The sequence below is a fragment of the Legionella santicrucis genome, assembly GCF_001468135.1.
GTDB lineage: Bacteria > Pseudomonadota > Gammaproteobacteria > Legionellales > Legionellaceae > Legionella > Legionella santicrucis.
The window spans coordinates 19,637-41,378 of sequence record NZ_LNYU01000050.1 but is presented as its reverse complement, the minus strand read 5'-3'; the positions used below and the strand labels follow the sequence as shown (position 1 = coordinate 41,378).

Here is a 21,742-nt window from a genome sequence, read left to right as displayed (position 1 = left end):
TAAATTCATTCCTAATATTATGCTTTTTTTGCAAAGTAAATGTCAGAAAGTATTCCACGTAGCGGTGGACATTGGGAGCCCATTGCCAATAAATCCTACTTTTCATTATTTAATATCATAGTGTTATAAATCTTTCTCAAACGATTAAAAAATGATAAAACTATCTGTAAATTAAGCGCGTTTGAGTCAAGGATGTTCACTTACAAAGGCAAGATACTCACTAAGTTTAAAAATAAAAAAGGGGGTAAAAATCACAATAAAGCAGACGGTTTTTATCGTGATTCGGATGGTGTGGAATATTTTGTAAAAAAACCTAAGGATCCTCGAGAATTATTCACAGAGTTGTTTGCTGGTTTACTATTACAAGAATTTAAGCACCGAGGTTTGATTGATAAAATATATCATTCATCCTTAATTTGTGCTCAATTGATTCAATTTGAAGATGGTAGTTATGGACTTATTCAACCTAAAGTAGAATTCAAAGAGTTATATAAAATCATTGGAACTGGTTATCGAGATGGTTCTGATCGCGATCCACTCGTAGAAATGTTTTACGGACCTCAATCCTATTTATTGCTCACCCAATTAAAACAATATTATGGCCTTGCTGTGGCATTAATGTTTTCTTTACTCTTGGGAGATCATAGCGTCCATAGCGGCAATGTGGTCTGTTTAGACGTGATGTCGTCAGTGGAAATGACATTTATTCAATTTGCACGTATCGATTGGGGGGCAGCATTTCGTTATTATGGTCACAAAAAAAATAATGAAGATCTTTTTTGCCCCTTTGAATATCAAGGATGGTTCAATCCTAAAGGATATACTAAAGGCTATTTTCTAAATTACAGAAAAATCAAAGGATTGTTTCCTTCTCTTGCAGAACAGGCAAGGCTGTTACAAAGCAAAGTAAACGATGCGCTTTTTGTCGATATGGTCAGCACTGTTTTAAAACAACTCCCCTCGGATTTAGTAGACAGCAAGACCAAAACAGAGCTTACAAAATATTTATGTATGGAGTCCTTTAGTAACATCAGTTTTGGCGAAGACGGTCATTATCGGCAATTTGCACATGATTTAGCAGCGATTTTATCAAATCGATTAAAGAAAATGACCCTACTACAAGACTTTCCCACCAGTATAGCTGATGTAGAAGAACCACAAATTATGTATCTTGAAAGCATGCCAACAGCAATAATATTACCTGTGAATCAGGTTACTCCTTTTGTAGAACAAATGAATATTTGGCTAAATATACTTTCTTTATCTGATGAACGGAGCATCTTTGATTTTAATAGTATTGATCGTGCTACATTAGCCAAACAGTTTAATTTCTTTATTGAAGGTTTATTGCGTCAAGTTGAAAAATTAGATCAATTTTCTCATAATGTGAGTGCTACCGAATTATCTGATAAAACGATACAGCCCCATCCAATGAGTTCTTTTTATCGCAACTTATTTACTTTTGATGCTGATTTAAAACCATATCTTTCTTCTCACGCGGAAATAAAAGCTTCTTCAACAGAAGATTATTGGCAGTTTACGGAAACCGTGTTAACTACGAGTTTTAATATTCTTGTTACCATCCGCGTATTACAAGATACCCAAAGTTCAGCCATGCTTGCTAAGTCTTCCGCCATTCATTTTTTATTTGATGCTTTAAAAAAGTATCTACATGATTTTAGTGTACTTTATCAGGTCTTATTAAAAGAATTGGAGAATGCTCTTTGTTTTATGCCTGACTCACAACTTGCTGGGGTTTGCCTTCAGGAAATGGATTTTATGAATTCAAGTGTACTGATTGGAATGGTGCTAAAAAATTCGAAACTTTGGGAACGCATGAATCGAGCTTTAACAGAATCTCAAGAGATACTTTATCAAGAGAAAACTGCTTATCACATAACGAAACTCCATAAATTTCAAAAAGATTTCACCCAATTTTTAATTTTAGCCGGCGAGTTTCCGTCAATTACTCAATTTGTTACAAAAGGAATTGTTGTTAATGAGCTTACTCGACTTTTTGAGAGTCTTCCTGAATTTCTTCAGATGAAACTTGCAACTACTTTGAATCACATACAGGGTGAGTTTAGAAAATGGCAACGCCGATGCAGTGTCGAGTTGGAGGAGCAGGAAAAATTGAACGAAAAAATGGAGTTTTCTTCCGAAAAAAACAGCCATAATTTGTCCACATCTAATTTTTTTGCGGAAAAAACAAAAGAACAGGAGATAATAAGTAAGGAATTTCAGGAAAAAATTGCTGCTGATAAAATCCTTTGGGAAGCAATCGCTGGATCGCAAAAAGAAGAGTTACCTCTTGATGATTTGCTTCTTCTAAAAGAGTTTTATGATAGTAACAGAGTTTTATATACCGATATAAGCCGTCGTGCTTTAAAGAATTATTATAGGGAGGCTTTGCGGGTACGTCTCTCAGATATTCCATTCACAGAACAGGCCTCTCTTCTTCAAAACAATGCTCATCACGTTTTTGATTCATTATCTCAGTCAGATGTTTTAACCGAAGCAGTCAAAATAATTGACGAATTATATGGCGAAAAAAGAGAAGTAAAGTTACAGGCTGTCAGCAGAATGCTTTTTTTCAATTGGCATGAATCAGGTACATTATCCAGATCACAAGTAAATAATCTTGTTCATGATCCTTCCTCATCATCCAGCTTCTCGTTAGGCACTGCTAAATTTTTATGAGGGGGTGCTTTTCTCGTTTCATTTTCCATTTAAGATAAAATGATGAAATGTTGTGAAAGTTTTAAAAATTGAAATTAATTCATTGATTTTTATGCTTATTATTGGCTATATACAGAATCGAAAAATTACGAATTTAACAGCAATTAACTCAAACATAAAAAAATCATTTAAGGAAGCGATATGCAGGAAAAAAATGAGCTTATAAGCGAAGCAAATAGAGAAAAAATAGTAAAGGTAATGAATGAATTGGAGGTTGTAAACTATGAAACGGTTTCAAAATATCTCCCCCGGTTACTCGTTGAGGGTTCATTAAAGTTGGATCATAGTGTCTATACCCCAGCGGATCCATTAACGAATCTACCTCAAGGTGTAGGGCGATACCTTCTCTATGATAATGATTCTGTCAATCCTTTATCGATATGGATATTTGCATTTGCATCGAGACAGAAAACAACAATTCATGATCATAAGTATAAAGGTACTGTAACCGTTCTTGAAGGCCCTATATCCGAGAAATTTTATCAACCAACTGGCGAGAAATCAGCGCGGCTTGTTAATCGTATTGATCGAAATAGATTTCATAGTAATAGCGATGATTTAACGAGTATTTTTGTGCATCAACTCAAATGCAGAAAAGGTTTGGACGTAACGATTAGTATTACCTTGCATATATATAATATGGAAGCGCATTTGGTTAATTTTGATGGTGAAAAAATTGATCAAAGAAATTTAAATATTATTTACTCCAAAGATAAGACAGATATAAATAAAAACATGCCATCTTATACAAAGGTCGGTCCTGATTTAGACGAACCAATTTCTTATAAGATGTAGAATGTGTGGACTTCCGGATTAGGGTTTATATAGCACCACCCACTAAGCTCTATACATCGTTGCAAGTTCGTTCGGCTCAGTCCTGTACCTTTGCCCCACTTACTTGCGTCTTGTCTAGAACTTAGTGGATGACGCTGTACCTAATCGAGTTATGAGGAATAAAGTGGTTGGAATGATCTGCCTTTATTAAAGGATTCGCCAAATTTTTTTCCCTATCCAATAAACAATCAAGCAAATACAAATCCATAATAGAATCAATGGTAAAAAATATACGAAAAATTCGATTAAACCATAAGTGAACTGGCGTAATTGATCAATTAATGCATGATAGGAATTAATAAATACTTCCGTTATTTTCCATTGCTTTTGCTGAGCTGTTTCAATCATTGGATTCATGCTCAAATCAATATTAATTAGTGAATAAGCAACAGATTCTTTAAAATATTTAATTTGTCCTTGAATGACATCAATTTGGCCTTGAACTTCAGTTAATTGTTTGAATACGCTCAAAACATCGGATGTTTTAGTGGCATTTGCCATAATTTTTGCAAGTTGTTCTTTTGCAGTTTGTAAATTTGTCAGTTGGCTTTGTAGGTCAACATATTGTTGCGTAATATCCTCACCACTTATAGATTCTTGTATGACTTGCGTTGCAAGTGATTTTAAGGCGGTTAATGCATCATTTAAGCCTTGAGCAGGTACTCTTATTTTGATATTGGCAGAGGTATTTCCTACATTGTTACTGTCTTGAGTTATATTTGAATTTACAATATAGCCACCGGAACTTTCTGCGAGCTGAGTAATTTTTTGCATCGTGGCGCTAATATTGTTTACTTGTAAGGAAATATTTGCATTACGAATTATCATTCCCCTCATTGTATTTTCTGAAGCTTGATTCGTAGTTTGAGAGTATTGATTTCTTTGCATGGCTATAGTAGTAGGAATTGCTTCTCCTGCCGGCATGGGAACAGGGCCGGCTGCGCCATACATCGTTGGTTCCGATACTCTTCCAAGCCAAAGATAGAGAATAATTAATAATGCAAAGGCGCCAATGAATGCTAAAAAATAGAGGATTGCTTTCTTCATATTAATTCGCGTAATACTCAGGATTTAACGTAAAGTTTGGCAAATATTTTCCAAATTGTAAAATTTTCTATAAATATAACTTCCATGATTCCTTGATATTTTTTTGTATTTAAAAAACAAAACCAATAATTAACACGTAACAATTATTGGTTTTTTTGAATGTGTACGCTTTAAAGAGGACTCTATTTTTTAGGGCAGTGTTGACAATTCGTTCTGCTCCCTTATGCCTCATTTAAATCTAGTGAGGATACTTAGAGAACGTTAACAAACACTATGCTTTTTTGTCACAAAAAGCGACACATACTTGATGCTCTCTAACTTCTCCACCGCAAGCGGAGTAACACTCCCTATAAGTAGATTCGCAATGACAAGAGTTATTGCAGCTGCTACTTCTATCAAAGTCTTTAATGGTTTTATTCATTGGAAAACCCATTCGCGTTTGTTCTTCTTTATAGTGTTTATATTCAAATAAAGCGCTTTGCTGTGCCCTTAGTCGACAATTTTCATGGTCTACTCTACAACTTTGTTCGCAGTCATTTCTTCCCTGTACACATTGAGCGGTACACATTTTTGCTACATCTGATTTAGGTGGAATATAACTGTATTCGGTATTATAGATAGGGCCACAAGAAGTTAACAGAACAACTAAAGCTATAACAGAAAAAATAGAGCAATGTTTTAGCATATATCCTCTTTTTAATGATAAGTGGGCGTTTAGATACTGCTAGTATACAGTATGATAAGTAATTGGTCAGTCACATTGTTCCAGTGTATTAATGCTGGGTTGAAAAATCAAGATTGAATGTTTCTTATTTATCATCAATAAGGTGAGTATTAGTAGGGAAATTTTTTGGGAAATGATTTATTGCTATTGGTTTTTGAGTGTTTTAAGTATTGCGTAATGGTTAACTTTTATAGAAATTTTGTTATATAATTTGCCAAATGATGAATTCCTATGGGATTTATCTAAAAGAATTAAGAAATCTAACTTTAAAACAGTCAGTATCTATGAGTATTTCATTTGTATATGGTTTTTTTGCTGGGTGTTTGGTTACCGTAATCAGCCAGCATTGTTTGCAAAAATTCATCAATCCACGTAGATGTTCTAAACAGGTTGACACTAAAAAGTTTGACTTAGATAAGCTTTTTAATGACTATCCTGATTTTATGAATGCCCTTAAAGATGATCTTACTGCTACTCATTGCAAAAATATAAGAGAGTTTTTTGTGGTTGATAAAGATGCGATATTGAATTCATCGACTCCAAGATTACGTTATGAATTATCTGCAGAGATAATCCCTGCACTCAATAGATTGGAAGTATTAGGTTATATTGAAAAATTAAAAAATAATTGCCTGCATTATAAAATTGAAGAGGATTTTGTAATGCAGCTTGATTCTTATGAAAATACAGTCAAGGATGATGGAAATTTATGATTGGAATTTATTTATTTGCAGGAATAGTAACAGGACTACTGGCAACATTGTTTGGTTTCGGTGGGGGATTTGTTGTTGTTCCATTGTTGTTCTGGTTATTACCATTTGATGGTATTCCAAAAGAACTGGCCATGCATATGGCTGTAGGAACATCTTTAATGCTGATGTTTATCAATATGATATATGCGGCATGGTTACATTACCTGAAACAAAATATGGATATGACCTTATTAAAAAAAATGTTACCACTTGTTGCTTTTGGCGCTGTAAGTGGTGCCTTAATCGCTACAATTTTAAGTGCAAACTCACTCAAATATGCATTTTTAATTTTGATTTTTGCTGTTTTATTAAGAAATTTAAAGCAAGAGTTTTTTAAAGAAAATACTCCTGCCCACAAAGAGCCGACCAATGCAATTTTGTATTTTGTCAGTTATTTTACAGGAACAATTGCCGCTTTATTGGGAATAGGAGGAAGTGTGATTATTGTTCCATTTTTTAGGCATTATGGATTGCCCATGAATAAAGCTTCTGCACTTGCAAATGGACTGGCTGCGCCGAGTGGTTTGATAGGCAGTATCATTTTTATAGTAGCGGGAATTCATATACCTCATTTACCACCATACAGCACGGGTTATTTATATTGGCCGGCATTAATTACTATATTTCTAGGTAGTATTATAGGCGCGAAATTTGGCATCTATTTTAGTAATCTCATTCCTGATAAAGTTTATGGTAAGATTTATTGCTTATTATTACTGATTGTCATCTTTTGCATGATGTTTAATTGATATTATTTCAATATTAGTACTTCATATTTCCACAATAAAAAAGCATGAGGGCTTGTTCACATTGAATTGACAAGCCGTCTCACACTTATGTTTTGCACTTAATACCTCAATTCTTTGCGATTAATTTAAGTACTGAATCAACTGCTGTATCTAAGCCGAATTGTTGAATTTCTCCAGTAGCTCTGCCTTTATATTCCACACAGTTTTGTTCGATATTTCGTTCACTGACTACTAAGCGATGAGGAATACCAATAAGATCATGATCGGCAAACAATACACCAGCTCGTTCGTTACGATCATCAATTAAAACATCAATGTTTAAGTTTTTGAATTGTTGATATAAAGCATCTGCTTGCTTTTTAACTTCAGGTGAACGATGGGCATTTAAAGGAATAATCACTAACTGAAATGGAGCAATATTTTGTGGCCATATAATGCCCTTTTCATCATGATGTTGCTCTATGGCTGCAGCAACGACTCGAGTAATACCTAAGCCATAACATCCCATTAGCATGGTTTCTAATTGGCCTTGCTCACTAATAACAGCAGCATTCATGGCTTTAGCATATTTATCACCCAGTTGGAAAACATGACCAACCTCGATGCCACGACATGAATAAAGCGTACCTTTACCATCAGGACTAATATCTCCTTCTTTCACGTTGCGTAAGTCGAAGGCAAGATATTCTTTGACATCTTTGTCCCAGGAAGCATGTTGATAATGTTTATCTGCTTGATTTGCGCCACATATAAAGGAATCCATGGCAAGCGCATGATAATCAGCAATTATAGGTATTGCCAGGTTAACTGGTCCAAGTGAGCCAATGGGTGCGTTTAAGTTTTTTAAAATTGTTTCTTCATCTATGAACTGCAAAGGGGTCTCAATCAAAGGATGTTTTGTAGCCTTAACTTCATTGAGCTCATCATCACCGCATAAAATAAGCGCTACCATGGGATGTTCTCTGCCTTTGACAATTAATGTCTTGACGGTTTGATTACTTGAAACCTGTAAGAATTGAGCAACCTCAGTTATAGTTTTTTTGTCTGGTGTATCAACCAGAGTTATTTTTTGGCTGGTAGGTGTTGCTTTAGCGGGCTTCAAGCTTGTTGCTTGTTCAATATTTGCTGCATAATCCCCCTGATCACTGTAAAAGATTAAATCTTCCCCTGAATCAGCTAATACCTGGAATTCATGAGAGGCAGAACCGCCTATAGCTCCAGTATCCGCTTCTACGGCACGATATTTAAGTCCCATACGATCAAAAATACGACAATATGCTTGATACATATCTTTATAAGTATCTTGTAGACTTTCCAAACTTAAATGAAATGAATAAGCATCTTTCATAATGAATTCGCGTGCGCGCATGACGCCAAAACGAGGCCTGATTTCATCACGAAATTTTGTTTGGATTTGATAAAAACTCGCAGGAAGTTGTTTATAAGATTGCAATTCATGGCGCATAATATCTGTAATGACTTCTTCATGGGTGGGACCAAAGCAGTACTCTCTGTCATTGGAGTCCTTCATAGTTAATAGTTGACCGCCAAAGGTATCCCATCGTCCTGTTTCTTGCCATAACTCAGCGGGTTGGACTGCAGGCATAAGTACTTCTATTGAATTAATGTTATTCATTTCTTCGCGAACTATTTGTTCTATTTTACGTAATACTTTTAAACCTAGAGGCATCCAGGTATAAAGTCCTGAACCCAATTTACGAATCATTCCTGTCCTCAACATTAATTGATGAGACACAATTTCAGCATCGTTTGGCGTTTCTTTAAGGGTTGCTAAAAACCATTGAGATGCACGCATTTCAGCTCCTGATTTAATTCTTAGATTTCCAGGCATTATACAGGAGTTTTTGAGCAAAAACAGATGAAGAGGAAGAAGTGCATCGGACTTCTATTGAATATGAAAAATTTTGAATGCGACAAAGCAAAACGAGTATTTTGCTTTGTGCTTAAGCGATAAATTTAGATATGGATCTTTGCTTCTTTTAATAAGGCATTTAATTTAGAAGCTAAGTGGTTATTATCTTTGCCATCAAGTTGATTTAATTCATAAACATAGTCTTTATAATGGACTTTGCCTGTTTGCACATCATAGACTGCACCAACCATTGCAATTTCATTTTTTTCTATCATGTCATGTAAAATGGAGCTTTGTTTATAAATATTTTGCATGGTATTCGCTACGTTTAAATCTGTGACATGATGAACGAAAGTGTCATTTTTACTATGGCGATCCTCTGATGTTTGATTTTCGGCATTAATAGCTGGTTTTATTTTCTCCAATAACTCGGTAATATGTCCTTTTTCAATCCCATCACAAGCGGATTGAATCGCACCACAACGAGTGTGGCCAAGAACGATGATCAATTTTACACCAATCACGCTGCACGCATATTCGATACTGGCAAGCACGTCATTATTGACCACATTACCCGCAACCCGGACACAAAAAATATCGCCAAAACTCATATCAAAAATAGTTTCAACGGGTACTCTAGAATCAATACAACCAAGAACTATAGCGATAGGATGTTGTTCTTTTGCGGTGTGTTTAATATCCAATTGGTTAGAACGATGAATTAAAGTACCATTCAAAAATCGATGATTTCCTTCATTTAAAATATTTAATACTTCAGGAGGAGATAAGTGTGATTGTACGTCATAGGTCGTTACATTAATAAAATCAATATGGTTATGAATTTTGTAATGTTTTTTAAAACCAATAAGATTTAAGGAGATTTTCTTAGTCGGAGCTTGTTCGTCCTGAAATTCTTTTAATAACTCTAAAATTTCCTTATCGATGTACTGGGAATAACGTGCATCAATAATTAATTGTGATTCTTTAGGTATAGAATTAAGTTCAGCAACTAAAGCTGCTTTATTTAAGAAAGTCATTTGTTGCGGGAGTACTAAACGATTGATGACCCCGGTAGTATGAATTTCCTTAAGAATATTGATGCGTGCTTGGCTGTTTGATTTTAAAATGTAAAACAGACTTACTGCTAATCCAATTAAAATACCCATCAAAAGATTAAATGCAATGATACCAATAACAGTAGCTATAAAGGGAATAAAGCGATCATAACCTTGTGCATAAATGGAGCTATATATAGAGGGTTTATTGAGTTTATAGCCAGTATACATCAGGATAGCTGCTAATGAAGACAGGGGTATTTTATTTAGAGTACCTGGGATTAACATCACTGCAAATAAGATGAAAATACCATGTAAAATGGCAGAAACTTTGGTTTTAGATCCTGCTTGAATATTAATTGATGTTCTAACGATTACAGATGTAATTGGAATTCCCCCAATTAAACCTACAGTTATGTTTCCTACACCTTGTGCCACTAATTCACGGTTCGAAGAGGGATGACGACGTTTTTTGTCAAGTTTTTCACCAGCCTTGAAGTTTAGTAGAGTCTCAAGAGAAGCGACAATACCAATAATAAATGCATACAGATAAACTTTAGGATTAGTCCAGGAAGACCAGTTAGGATATTCAAATTTGCTAAGTAGCTCATGAAAATCATTTGTTTGGGGAATATTAACTAATTGCGGTGAGTTTTGAGCAAGATTGGAGTCAGTCCATTGGAATAGCTCGTTGAGCAGTACACCCAAGATGACTACAATAATCGGTGCGGGTATTTCTTTAAGCACTTTATTTTTCGTTACATCAAAAAAGATTAATGTGACTAAAGAAATAATGGTAATCAGCATGGCTCCTGAATTGATATGATGATAGAGCGCGAGAATAGGGCTTAATGTAATTTCTTCTGTTGTTTCTAATAAGTGGGTTTTAAGTTCATTAAAATCTGCAGACAGCGTAAATGCAAGAGGTAATTGCTTGATAATTAACAAAATTCCTATAGCACAAAGTAAACCTTGCACGACATTTGAAGGCACGTAATCTGCTATAAATCCAGCTCTAAAACTGCCTATGATTATCTGCAGTAAACCGGCAAGTACCAAAGCCAGTAAAAATGAATTAAAATCGCCAAGATGAGCAATAGCAGCCACAACGACAGCAGCCATCCCTGCTGCGGGCCCACTAACACTGACATGAGAGCCGCTCAAGCAACCAACAACAACTCCACCTATAACGCCACTTAAAATTCCTGAAAACAAAGGGGCACCAGAGGCGAGAGCAATCCCTAAGCACAAAGGAATAGCCACGAGAAATACGACTATCGCTGCGACAAAATCAAATTTAAGAAAACGCTTTGTATAAATTCGAAATATACGAGAGTCAACCGTTGTATTTGTAAACATGGAGAAATTCCTATTATAGCAATTTAATATTTTAAAAAATTTTTTCTAATTTTAGACTAAAGTGATATTTAATAAAACATAAATGTTACAAAAATGTTATAAAAATGTTTCTTTTTAGTTAAGATTATGTGTTAATTCCAACTTTTTGTTTACAAAAATATCCATTTGCTTATTTTAATATAAGAAATATTTAAAAATATTGAGAGGGTAAGAGAAGAGTTCGATATAAAAAATTTTCTTTATTTATATAGAACTCTACATGTATTGAAGCTTTTTTATTTTTGTTCGAATTGTCACAGAATTTTATTCATCTATAATGTCAAATTCTTCTGGGCTGAAAACCTCATTTACATTAGTAACTGGATTAATCATTAATTCATGTTCCAGATTTCTAAAATTCCACATATTTTGATCCATAAGCTGACTGGGTTTGATGCTTTGCAGAGCATGAAGAATGTTACTAGGAACTTTAGGGTTTTCTTCGGCCAGTTGATCAATTAAACGAGCTACTTTTTTACGCATTAAATTTTCTTGAGAACCGCAAAGATTACATGGAATAATGGGATAAGCTTGTTCTTGTGCATAAGTGATGATGTCTTTTTCTTGGACGTAGCATAATGGGCGAATCACAATGTGTTTTTTATTATCACTGAGTAATTTAGGCGGCATAGATCGAATATCCCCATTATATAAAATGGACATCATTAAGGTTCGTACCAGATCATCTCGATGATGGCCCAGAGCAATTTTGTTAAAACCATTTTCTTCGGCATAACGATAAATAATTCCTCGTCGTAATCGAGAACATAAAGAACAATAGGTTTTGCCTTCGGGGATTTTTTCTTTAACGATACTATAGGTATCACGAGTTAAGATTTCATGAGGAATTGAACGTTCTTCAAGCCATTGGCGCAAAGCAGAATCATTCCAACCAGGTTGCGCTTGATCTAGAGTAAACGAAAAAAGTTCAAATTTATTACCTGAACGACGACGCAATTGATTGAGAATGGTAAGTAAGGTAAAAGAGTCTTTACCTCCTGATAGGCAGACCATAACCCGATCGCCACGTTGGATCATATTAAAATCTGCAATGGCTTTACCTGTGTAATGAAGTAATTTTTTTTCAACTTGAGAAGGATTGGACATTATTGAAAACTCATTTATTGAGGTTAAATAAAAATTGTTATTTGGTATTTCCGGTTGTGGGGAATCCATTAACCCTTGTTGTTTCTAACCATGAATTTATTAGTTCCAGATCATTAGCATTTAATGTTCCGGCCTGATATTTTAACGTTAAAACAGCATTAATTAAGTTGTATTGGTCATTAGCTAGTAAGTTTTGAGCTTCAAATAAGCGTTGTTGGGCATTGACTACATCTACCATTGTACGTGTACCTATTTCAAATTGTGCCTCTGTGCTTTCCAATGAATTTCTCTGAGAAATAACCGATTGCCTGTCAGCTTTAACTTTACTAATACCATCGGTGATTGTATTAAACGCAATTCGACTGTTTACGACTACTTCTCGATAGGCTTGTTCTACTTGTTCGCTGGCTGCTTGAAAATTGTGTTTTGCTTGGCGTGTTTGAGAGCGAACTAGACCTCCTTGATATACTGGAAAATTCAAAGCAAGTCCAACGGTCGATTGTTTTTGATTTACGGGCAATAAAGGATTATTGTCAGTTGTAGTATTTAAGCTATTTGTTGTTTCTGTTGTATTCCCTTGAAGTGAAATAACAGGCCAATTCCCTGCAGAAAGAGCTTTTACGTTTTCACGTGCTACTTCAAGATTGTATTTAGCTGACAATAACTTATAATTTTGCTTCAGTCCTGTATCTACCCATTGATCGGCATAATTAGGTTCTGGTTTTATTAAGGGAATTTTAGCGTTACGTAAAGGCGCTATCGAATCGTAAACATGATTGGTTAATTTTCTTAAATTTTCATTTTGATTGATTTGGTTATTTCGTGAAGCAATAACGGTAGCTACCGATTGATCATAGGCTGCTTTTGCTTCATAAACAGAAGTAATAGGATCAAGCCCCACTTGAAAACGTTGCTGGGCTTGATCGTATTGGCGTTTGTTTGCTCTTTTTTTTGCTTCAGCAAAATTGAGCGTGTCCTGGGCATACAGCGCATCAAAATATGCTTTTGCAGTTCTGAGAATCAAATCTTGTGCGGCATCATTAAAAATAGCTTGGGCTGCTTTTACAGAGGCTTTGGCTTGTTGGACTTTTGCCCAGGCTTGAAAATTGAAAATTGCCTGAGATGCCGAAACTTGCCACATTCTGGAGTTATAATAGGTATCTTGAATGGTGAAAAAACCATCATTCACATGGAAAAAGTTACGAGTTGCTTGGCCTGTAATCCCAACTTGAGGCAGTAATGCTGAACGTGCTTGCGGAAGAGCTTCTGCATTAGCCATATAAATATCATAGGCATTCTTGAACAGAGGATCATTTTCAAGAGCCTGATGATATATATCCATTAGATCTGTTGCAAATGCTTGGGGTATTAGACCTAAAGCCATGAGGGAGCAGAACAGCAATTTTTTCATTTGATCTAATTCCTAAAATACAAACTCTTTTGGTTTTGATTTATCGATCAATAAAGGAATATTTGTTTCAAAAAGTAGCGATTCATGCCAATTTTCATTATGGTCTAGCTCATATAATCTACCTTGCAATACAGGGGATTTACCTAATATGGTAAACAGCTTACCGCCAGGTAGAATTTGAAGCTTTTCTGTTTCAGTTATTTTTTCTAATCCACCGGTGAAGATAACAACATCATAAGGTGCTTTCTCCAGCCAGCCTTGGCTCGCATCGCCTGTAATTAATTCTACATTATTGCAATGATGTGCTTTTAATTTTTTTTCTGCTTGAGTCGTAAAATCAGCGTAATAGTCTACACTAATTACTTTTTTACACAATTTGCTGAGTAGGGCGGTAAAGAAACCACTCCCTGTACCTACCTCTAAAACTGTTTCATGACCTTGGAGATGAAGTGCTTGCAAAATTAGCCCTTCCTCTAAAGGAGTAAGCATTCGTTGCTCATGATTCAGAGGAATTTGCATATCTGAGTAGGCAAAATGGGTAAATTGTTCAGGAACGAACTCATGCCTGAGTATTACTTCATACAAATTAAGTATGGATTCGTTTAAAACATCGCCAGTTCGAAGTTGTTGCTTGACCATATTAATGCGTGCGCTTTGATAACTCATTTGTTCTACCGTGTTGATTATTTAGATTTTATATTTGGCCAGTTTGTTTCCATGAGTTTTGTTTCTATTAACATGCCTGCATGAGATCCATACTTTGATTGATTTTTGGATTCCGCAGACTCACTGCGAAACAATGCGGCGGAAACGAATGGCCAATGCACTTTCAAAACTTGGACTCAATCTTAGCAAAAAATCAACTCATGTGCTAAGAAATAATGTTTGAATCCTAAATTTCATGGTTACTCTGTTTAAAGTTTGTTATGATCTGCATCTTTTAATGGGGTAACCTATTTTGAAAGTGGGTTGCTTCCTTATGATTTGTAACTTGAATACAGCGCAACAGGTCGCGGTTTCATTTCACTATATTCAAGCTATAACATACGAAAATTCAATATTAGGAGAATACTGTGCGTGAGCAATTTATTGACTTTTTGCAAACAGAAATAGAATCACTTAAGAATGAAGGCTTATATAAGTCAGAGCGGGTTATTTCCAGTCAACAACAAGCTGCTGTCACAGTAAATCATAAAGAAGTAATAAACCTTTGCGCTAATAACTATTTGGGATTGGCTAATGATCCTGAATTAATTGCCGAAGGACAAAAAGCATTGGCTCAATATGGTTATGGTATGGCATCCGTGCGTTTTATTTGTGGGACACAAACTCCGCACAAACAGCTTGAGCAGAAAATCAGCCAATTTTTAAACAAGGAAGATACGATACTCTATTCTTCCTGTTTTGATGCAAATACAGGTCTTTTTGAGACTTTGCTGGGAGAAGATGATGCGATTATTAGTGATGCTTTAAATCATGCAAGTATTATTGATGGTGTACGATTATGTAAAGCTGCGCGTTATCGATATGCAAATAATGATATGAAGGCATTAGAAGAGCAGCTAATTGCTACCAAAAATGCACGCTTTCGATTAATTGCGACAGATGGCGTTTTTTCTATGGATGGTATCTTGGCAAATCTCCCTGCAATTTGTGAATTAGCAGATAAATATAATGCTATGGTTATGGTTGATGACTCTCATGCTGTTGGTTTTATGGGCGAAACAGGTCGTGGAACCCCAGAGCATTTTGGAGTAAGTGAACGAATTGATATCATTACAGGAACTTTAGGCAAAGCTTTAGGCGGAGCCTCAGGAGGTTATACGGCAGCTGATAAAACTATTGTCGAATGGCTACGTCAACGTTCTAGACCCTATTTATTTTCGAATACTTTAGCTCCTGTGATAGCGCATACTTCTTGTATTGTTTTAGATAATCTAATGAAAAATAATCATTGGGCTGCGAAATTAAAACGTAACAGTCAATATTTCCGTGAAGGTATGACTCGCTTAGGTTTTAAACTTATCCCCGGTGAACATTCAATTATTCCTGTAATGCTGGGCGATGCGAGTTTAGCAGGGCGTATGGCGAATCGTTTATTAGAGTTGGGTATTTATGTAGTGGGTTTTTCATATCCAGTGGTTCCCAAAGGGCTAGCTCGAATTCGCACACAAATGTCGGCTGCTCATGAATTACATCATTTGGATAAAGCGATTGCTGCATTTGAAACGGTAGGTAAGGAATTTTCAGTTATTTAAGTAACGTAAGTTCATATGAAAGGCATGAAAATGCGTTTTATGTTGCTGTGAACAAGCGTTATTCCTTAAAATGTACTAAGCAAGGATGTGTTGCATTGATATGGGATTGAGTTCCCTAAAACCGCTCGATATAAAAATTGTCTTATTTTTATATCGAGCCACATAAGTAACGCTTTCTTCTCTCATAAGGCAGAGAGGATCTTATTTTGAGGTACTTCATGAAATCATTAGTCAAAGCGAAAAAGGAACCTGGAATTTGGATGGAAGAAGTTGCTATACCGGAATATGGCGTTAACGATGTATTAATTAAAATCAAAAAAACAGCAATTTGTGGCACTGATATCCATATTTATTCTTGGGATGAATGGGCACAAGCAACGATTCCTGTGCCTATGACTGTAGGCCATGAGTTTTATGGGGAAATCGTTGCTGTGGGCCAGGAAGTAAGGGGCCTAAGTGTTGGTCAGCGCGTTTCAGGAGAAGGGCACATTACTTGCGGCTTCTGTCGTAACTGTCGCGCAGGAAAACGACATCTTTGTCGTAATACTTTAGGTGTTGGAGTAAATAGACCAGGTTGTTTTGCGGAGTATTTATCCTTACCTGCTACCAATGTTATTGTGCTTCCCGATAATATTACTGGAGAGCAGGCCTCGATTTTAGATCCTTTTGGTAATGCAACTCATTGTGCTTTGGCTTTTGATGTTGTTGGAGAGGATGTATTGATCACTGGCGCTGGACCCATTGGTATTATGGCGGCAGCTATAGTGAGACATATAGGTGCACGTCATGTAGTGATTACTGATGTTAATAATCACCGTTTAGAGTTAGCACGAAAAATGGGTGTGACACGAGCAGTAAATATCAAATATGAAAAACTTTCTGATGTAGCTGCTGAATTAGGGATGATTGAGGGATTTGATGTGGGTCTCGAGATGTCAGGAAATCCTATGGCTTTAAATGACATGATGAAAGCAATGAATCATGGTGGCCATGTGGCGATGTTAGGTATTCCTCCTCAAGAAACATCTATTGATTGGAATCAGGTTATTTTTAAGGGGCTGGTTATTAAAGGAATTTACGGTCGCGAAATGTTTGAAACATGGTATAAAATGATTGCCATGCTGCAAAGTGGCTTGGATATTTCACCAGTGATAACGCATCATTTTCCAATTGATGAGTACCAACATGCGTTTCAAATTATGGCTTCAGGTCAGTCAGGTAAAGTAATTCTTGAGTGGTAAATTTATTGAGTCATTATCCTGGCTATATAGACAAGTTTAAAGAAAGACGGAGTAGTTATGTCACAATATATTTTTACCATGAATCGTGTCAGCAAGATTGTTGAAAATCAACGATTTATATTAAAAGATATATCATTAAGTTTCTTCCCAGGCGCTAAGATTGGTGTTTTAGGTTTAAATGGTTCTGGTAAATCAACTCTATTACGCATTATGGCGGGTGTTGATACACAATATGAAGGAGAAGCTAGGCCCCAAGCAGGGATTAAAATTGGTTATCTTGAACAAGAACCGCAGCTTCATTTGGATAAAACAGTGCGTGAGGTCGTTGAAGAAGGCGTAAACGACATGAAAGAGAAACTGGCGCGCTTTGATGAAATCAGCATGCGTTTTGCTGAGCCAATGAGTGATGATGAAATGAATACTTTGCTTGGAGAGCAAGGTGAATTGCAAAATGAAATTGAAGCTGGTGGCGGCTGGGATTTAGATAGAAAACTAGATGTTGCTGCTGATGCATTGCGACTACCTGATTGGGATGCTGTGGTTGGAAAATTATCAGGGGGTGAGCGGCGGCGTGTTGCTTTATGTCGTTTATTGCTTTCCAATCCAGATATGTTATTGCTTGATGAACCAACAAACCATTTGGATGCTGAATCTGTAGCCTGGCTAGAGCATTATCTTGAAGGTTTTCCTGGTACAGTAGTAGCAATTACTCATGATAGATATTTTCTGGATAATGCTGCTGAATGGATTTTAGAGTTAGATCGAGGCGAAGGGATTCCGTATAAAGGCAATTATACTTCTTGGCTTGAGCAAAAAGAAGCACGTTTAGAGATGGAGCAAAAACAAGAGGATGCACACCAACGTTCTCTTAAAGCAGAGCTAGAGTGGGTACGTACTTCGCCTAAAGGACGACATGCTAAAAATAAAGCACGCCTTGCTCGTTTTGAAGAAATGAACTCTAAGGAATTCCAAAAACGGAATGAAACCAATGAAATTTATATTCCTCCGGGTGAGCGCTTGGGAGATCTTGTACTTGAAGGCGAAAAAATTACTAAATCATTTGGTGATCGTATTTTAATTGATAATTTCGATTTCAAGCTTCCCAAAGGAGGTGTTTTAGGTATTATTGGTCCAAATGGTGCAGGTAAATCAACCTTTTTAAAAATGATCACGAGTCAAGAAGAACCTGATAACGGTGTTATTCGTATCGGTGAAACAGTGCAATTAGCCTATGTGGATCAGTTACGAGATGAATTAGATCCTAACAAAACAGTATGGCAAGAAATATCTGATGGACATGATATTATGCAAGTAGGTAGTTTTCAAATGCCTTCACGTGCTTATGTAGGGCGTTTTAATTTTAAAGGCTCAGATCAGCAAAAGAAAATGTCTCAACTTTCTGGAGGAGAGCGAAATCGTGTGCATTTGGCTAAGCTACTGAAAAGTGGCGGAAATGTATTATTACTTGACGAGCCGAGTAATGATTTAGATGTTGAAACTTTACGTGCTTTGGAAGACGCGATTCTCAATTTTCCTGGTTGTGTTATTGTAATTTCCCACGATCGTTGGTTTTTGGATAGAATATGCACACATTTAATGGCTTTTGAAGGGGATTCGCAAATAACCTTTATTGAAGGAAATTACAGTGATTATGAAGCGGATAGAAAACGTCGCTTGGGTGATGCTGCGGATAGACCCTCACGTATTAAATACAGAAAATTAGAATCATAATTAAAATTAATTGGAGATAGAATTTAGATGAATAAGTTGTTTGGGGCATTGTTACTATGCTTGGGATTAACTGCATGTGTTGAATATGATGAATCCACTTTAATTACAGATGATGCGGGTTATGTTCACAGAACGGTTCATTATACAAAAGATAAACGTGGTCGTGACTATTTTCCTAAGAAAATTAGTGCAACAGGAGAAAGACGATTCATTTTTGATCCGAAAGCCTCTGCATGGGCTGCATATGATGAAGAAGGCAATCGATTATTAACTGGAGGTGGTTCAGCTGGGATCGATGTTTGTGAAGAAAATACAAATCAATCTTGTAGAACAGTGACGGGAACTTTTAAGGTATACAATAGAAGAGGATTTGAGTGCCGATCAGGGGAATACCCCGTAGATACAAAAGGCGGCGCGAAAATGCCTTATTGTACCTATTTTTATCAAGGATATACTATCCATGCAGCATATGAAGTTCCTGAACATCCATCAAGCCATGGCTGTGTACGTATTTTCCCAAGTGCGGCTAAATGGTTAAGCGAAAACTTTTTCCAAATTGGGACTAAGGTAATTGTTTTGGCTTATCCTGATGAAAATGGCGTTCATAAAACACAAGCAGCATAACCCTTTGGGAATTATTTGCTTACCATTTAAAGATACAAGCCCGGATTAGACATAGTTGTAATCCGGGAGTTTTGTGCCACATTCCTCCTGATTATGGCTTTGCCTAAGCCGGGCTACAGAAGAATAGGAATCAGTTTTCCTTTGTTAAATAGAGCATTATCTGGCTTGACCTTCCCTTCACTGGTGAAAAGAAGGCCTGTCTCATGTCGAAAAATTATTGACTGTTTGCTGGTAATGCCGGCTTTGTTGGTTGTCCAGTAGGAGTTGCTGCTGGTGCGGTTGTAGCTGGAGCAGTTGTAGGAGTTGCTCCATTGTTGTTATTTGGGAGAGTATTTGGTGTATTTGAGTTTGGCGATTTTTCAGTATTTCTTGGTGCAGCAATCATTTGTACAATCCCCAAATCCCCGGTTATTTTTCGACCAACAGTCACGTCAACACTGAGTAGCTGGGTTACTTTTTCTTTATCATTTTGATAAACAACTTGTAACGGTAAATTAAGTTTCCATTGATTTTCTTTAGCTTCAGTAACAATAGCTTGTCCCATCACTTGACTGCTTACAGTCAGTTTTTGGGATTTGATGGCCTCTAGATTCCCTGATTTTTGGAGTGCTGTATTAAAACCTGTCCATCCTTGCTCTGTAAAACAAGGCTCTAGTTTTTGTAATTGATCATCTAGGTTATTAGGATCAAAGTCAAAAGCTTGAGTTACCGCTTTCTCTGACCAAGTTAACACAAGTGACTGGTCAATTTTTTTTGTTTCAGGTGGAATCTTGTAGTCACAATTGATAACAGGAGGTGGGGTAGATTGTGCTGGATTAATTGATGGAATGCTCTGTGCTGGCGGCGTTTGTGTCGTTTGAGGACTAGCAAGAGCATTAGGTGCCTGGGCTGATGGGGATGCTGGTTGAGTAACATCAGCATGTACTTGTACCTGAGTCCCAATTAAAGTGATAAGAGCACCCCAGAGTATCGTATTCTTCATGAAACTGACTCCTTAAATTGTATGTATCAATTCTGCAATAATAAGAGCCGCTAGTCTAACAGTTTTTTGTTCGTGATCCAGAGGCGGCGACAATTCAGCAATATCAAAACTTACTACTTTGCCACTTTGAATAATGTATTTCAAGAGCGGTAAAATTTGCCATGGAGTTAGTCCTAATGGTTGTGGGGCACTCACTCCAGGTGCGAAAGACTCTGCTAAGACATCTAAGCATATGGTTAGATATATATGTTCCAGATTCAACATAAAATCATCAAGAAAAGCTAAATGCCACGCTAAACTGTTGGCATAGATTTCTTCGGCAGTGAGGTAATGGACATTGAGTGCATTAGCTTGTTGAAATAAAGAATCCGTGTTTCCCATTTTTTGAATTCCAAGGCAACAATAATTAAAGTTTTGTTTGTTTTCATTACAATAAGCAGCAATTTGTGAAAAAGGAGTACCCGATGTACCCGGTTGATTTTTTTGATAAGGTCTTAAATCAAAATGGGCATCAAAATTAATGATACCTAATTTACTGTAATGTGGTGCTAATCCTTGATAATGTGCCCATGCGATTTCATGTCCCCCACCTAAGGCAATAGTTTGATGACCTTGCTGATGACAAAAACTGATTAAATTTGCGAATTGGGACTGGGCTTTTTCTAATTCATCCTCTTCACACGTAATATTTCCTAAATCCAAAAACTCCTTATCCAGAGAGCAAGGTAATTTTGCCAGTTGAGTTTTTATGTGATCAGGGCCTAATTTTGCTCCTGGCCGTCCTAGATTTCGTTTAACCCCAGCATCACTAGCAAACCCTAAGAAGATTGTTTTTTTCTCTTTAGTGATTAGATCCGTTTGTTGTTTAGGAAAAATAATTTTTTGAAAAAATCGCTCTGCTTTTATTGTATCTTTTCTGCCTTGCCAAAGTGCAGAATTGGGGTGGTGATAATTGGAAAGATGTTCAAACATTAAATTCCTCCTCTGTTTTGATAGATGATGTTTACGTCATCTCAATTTGACACACAATCAATAGCAATAACTTGAGAAAAGTTATGTAGTATAACATTAGGGTATACTTTTTAGTCCTATCAGGAAACTTTTTGAATTAATTCAATCCTGATCATGTGGATGTTCTTTTCTACAGCAACAGCGCATAAAATTATGCCAAGTTTATTCAATGTCTGGTATCATTTGTACACATCAATAAATGCGCA

General features: G+C 36.3%; 17 protein-coding genes. 8 read left to right on the top strand and 9 right to left on the bottom strand.

Annotated features, from left to right (window positions below; genetic code table 11):
* Positions 1-192: 192 nt before the first annotated feature.
* A complete protein-coding gene (locus tag Lsan_RS10415; RefSeq protein ID WP_058514333.1) occupies positions 193-2,700 on the top strand; it encodes a LepB GTPase-activating domain-containing protein in 2,508 nt (835 codons plus the stop codon).
* Between the two features lie 180 nt (positions 2,701-2,880).
* Complete coding sequence (locus Lsan_RS10410; protein WP_058514332.1) at positions 2,881-3,534, top strand: cupin domain-containing protein; 654 nt, start codon at positions 2,881-2,883, stop codon at positions 3,532-3,534.
* Positions 3,535-3,720: 186 nt separating this feature from the next.
* Here Lsan_RS10410 and Lsan_RS10405 read toward each other — a convergent pair whose 3' ends face one another.
* On the bottom strand, positions 3,721-4,620 hold the full coding sequence (locus Lsan_RS10405) for a DUF4349 domain-containing protein (RefSeq protein WP_058514331.1): 900 nt from the start codon (positions 4,618-4,620) through the stop codon (positions 3,721-3,723).
* 271 nt (positions 4,621-4,891) lie between these two features.
* Positions 4,892-5,305, bottom strand: a complete 414-nt coding sequence (locus Lsan_RS10400) for a hypothetical protein (RefSeq protein WP_058514330.1) — start codon at positions 5,303-5,305, stop codon at positions 4,892-4,894.
* 323 nt (positions 5,306-5,628) lie between these two features.
* Between Lsan_RS10400 and Lsan_RS10395 the strand changes: the two genes are divergently transcribed.
* Both Lsan_RS10395 and Lsan_RS10390 read left to right on the top strand, forming a co-directional pair.
* Entirely contained in the window at positions 5,629-6,057 is a 429-nt protein-coding gene (locus Lsan_RS10395) for a hypothetical protein (RefSeq protein WP_058514393.1), read from the top strand.
* Complete coding sequence (locus Lsan_RS10390; protein WP_058514329.1) at positions 6,054-6,845, top strand: sulfite exporter TauE/SafE family protein; 792 nt, start codon at positions 6,054-6,056, stop codon at positions 6,843-6,845. The genes Lsan_RS10395 and Lsan_RS10390 overlap by 4 nt, the downstream gene beginning before the upstream one ends.
* Before the next feature lie 106 nt (positions 6,846-6,951).
* Here Lsan_RS10390 and Lsan_RS10385 read toward each other — a convergent pair whose 3' ends face one another.
* The 5 genes from Lsan_RS10385 to Lsan_RS10365 form a co-directional block, all read right to left on the bottom strand.
* Positions 6,952-8,661, bottom strand: coding sequence for a proline--tRNA ligase (locus tag Lsan_RS10385; RefSeq protein WP_058514328.1), 1,710 nt, complete (start codon positions 8,659-8,661; stop codon positions 6,952-6,954).
* Between the two features lie 161 nt (positions 8,662-8,822).
* Positions 8,823-11,132, bottom strand: coding sequence for a SulP family inorganic anion transporter (locus tag Lsan_RS10380; protein WP_058514327.1), 2,310 nt, complete (start codon positions 11,130-11,132; stop codon positions 8,823-8,825).
* A gap of 303 nt (positions 11,133-11,435) precedes the next feature.
* On the bottom strand, positions 11,436-12,278 hold the full coding sequence (ttcA, locus tag Lsan_RS10375; protein ID WP_058514326.1) for a tRNA 2-thiocytidine(32) synthetase TtcA: 843 nt from the start codon (positions 12,276-12,278) through the stop codon (positions 11,436-11,438).
* Positions 12,279-12,315: 37 nt separating this feature from the next.
* Positions 12,316-13,689: a TolC family outer membrane protein gene (locus Lsan_RS10370; protein ID WP_058514325.1), complete on the bottom strand. Its 1,374-nt coding sequence runs from the start codon at positions 13,687-13,689 to the stop codon at positions 12,316-12,318.
* Between the two features lie 12 nt (positions 13,690-13,701).
* Positions 13,702-14,355 carry a protein-L-isoaspartate O-methyltransferase family protein gene (locus tag Lsan_RS10365; protein ID WP_058514324.1) on the bottom strand — a complete coding sequence of 218 codons (654 nt, stop codon included), beginning with the start codon at positions 14,353-14,355 and terminating at the stop codon, positions 13,702-13,704.
* Between the two features lie 407 nt (positions 14,356-14,762).
* Between Lsan_RS10365 and Lsan_RS10360 the strand changes: the two genes are divergently transcribed.
* From Lsan_RS10360 to Lsan_RS10345, 4 genes are all read left to right on the top strand, one after another.
* A complete protein-coding gene (locus tag Lsan_RS10360) occupies positions 14,763-15,947 on the top strand; it encodes a glycine C-acetyltransferase (RefSeq protein WP_058514323.1) in 1,185 nt (394 codons plus the stop codon).
* A gap of 218 nt (positions 15,948-16,165) precedes the next feature.
* Positions 16,166-17,188, top strand: a complete 1,023-nt coding sequence (tdh, locus tag Lsan_RS10355; protein WP_058514322.1) for an L-threonine 3-dehydrogenase — start codon at positions 16,166-16,168, stop codon at positions 17,186-17,188.
* Between the two features lie 57 nt (positions 17,189-17,245).
* Positions 17,246-18,919 (top strand): energy-dependent translational throttle protein EttA, encoded by a 1,674-nt coding sequence (ettA, locus tag Lsan_RS10350; protein WP_058514321.1) that lies wholly within the window; start codon positions 17,246-17,248, stop codon positions 18,917-18,919.
* A 27-nt stretch (positions 18,920-18,946) separates the two neighbouring features.
* The gene (locus Lsan_RS10345; protein WP_058514320.1) at positions 18,947-19,543 is read left to right on the top strand and encodes a L,D-transpeptidase; all 597 of its coding nucleotides are present in this window, start codon (positions 18,947-18,949) and stop codon (positions 19,541-19,543) included.
* Positions 19,544-19,757: 214 nt separating this feature from the next.
* Here Lsan_RS10345 and Lsan_RS10340 read toward each other — a convergent pair whose 3' ends face one another.
* The gene (locus Lsan_RS10340; protein ID WP_058514319.1) at positions 19,758-20,525 is read right to left on the bottom strand and encodes a DotI/IcmL family type IV secretion protein; all 768 of its coding nucleotides are present in this window, start codon (positions 20,523-20,525) and stop codon (positions 19,758-19,760) included.
* Between the two features lie 12 nt (positions 20,526-20,537).
* Positions 20,538-21,497 (bottom strand): formimidoylglutamase, encoded by a 960-nt coding sequence (gene hutG / locus Lsan_RS10335; RefSeq protein WP_058514318.1) that lies wholly within the window; start codon positions 21,495-21,497, stop codon positions 20,538-20,540.
* Positions 21,498-21,742 lie beyond the last annotated feature (245 nt).

Excerpts from the sequence above, each read along its gene's own strand:
- hutG (WP_058514318.1), bottom strand. The coding sequence starts at position 21,497 with ATGTTTGAACATCTTTCCAATTATCACCACCCCAATTCTGCACTTTGG.
- ettA (WP_058514321.1), top strand. The coding sequence starts at position 17,246 with ATGTCACAATATATTTTTACCATGAATCGTGTCAGCAAGATTGTTGAA.
- Lsan_RS10390 (WP_058514329.1), top strand. The coding sequence starts at position 6,054 with ATGATTGGAATTTATTTATTTGCAGGAATAGTAACAGGACTACTGGCA.
- Lsan_RS10365 (WP_058514324.1), bottom strand. The coding sequence starts at position 14,355 with ATGAGTTATCAAAGCGCACGCATTAATATGGTCAAGCAACAACTTCGA.
- Lsan_RS10415 (WP_058514333.1), top strand. The coding sequence starts at position 193 with ATGTTCACTTACAAAGGCAAGATACTCACTAAGTTTAAAAATAAAAAA.
- Lsan_RS10345 (WP_058514320.1), top strand. The coding sequence starts at position 18,947 with ATGAATAAGTTGTTTGGGGCATTGTTACTATGCTTGGGATTAACTGCA.
- Lsan_RS10395 (WP_058514393.1), top strand. The coding sequence starts at position 5,629 with ATGAGTATTTCATTTGTATATGGTTTTTTTGCTGGGTGTTTGGTTACC.
- ttcA (WP_058514326.1), bottom strand. The coding sequence starts at position 12,278 with ATGTCCAATCCTTCTCAAGTTGAAAAAAAATTACTTCATTACACAGGT.
- Lsan_RS10370 (WP_058514325.1), bottom strand. The coding sequence starts at position 13,689 with ATGAAAAAATTGCTGTTCTGCTCCCTCATGGCTTTAGGTCTAATACCC.
- tdh (WP_058514322.1), top strand. The coding sequence starts at position 16,166 with ATGAAATCATTAGTCAAAGCGAAAAAGGAACCTGGAATTTGGATGGAA.
- Lsan_RS10340 (WP_058514319.1), bottom strand. The coding sequence starts at position 20,525 with ATGAAGAATACGATACTCTGGGGTGCTCTTATCACTTTAATTGGGACT.
- Lsan_RS10400 (WP_058514330.1), bottom strand. The coding sequence starts at position 5,305 with ATGCTAAAACATTGCTCTATTTTTTCTGTTATAGCTTTAGTTGTTCTG.
- Lsan_RS10380 (WP_058514327.1), bottom strand. The coding sequence starts at position 11,132 with ATGTTTACAAATACAACGGTTGACTCTCGTATATTTCGAATTTATACA.
- Lsan_RS10385 (WP_058514328.1), bottom strand. The coding sequence starts at position 8,661 with ATGCGTGCATCTCAATGGTTTTTAGCAACCCTTAAAGAAACGCCAAAC.
- Lsan_RS10410 (WP_058514332.1), top strand. The coding sequence starts at position 2,881 with ATGCAGGAAAAAAATGAGCTTATAAGCGAAGCAAATAGAGAAAAAATA.
- Lsan_RS10405 (WP_058514331.1), bottom strand. The coding sequence starts at position 4,620 with ATGAAGAAAGCAATCCTCTATTTTTTAGCATTCATTGGCGCCTTTGCA.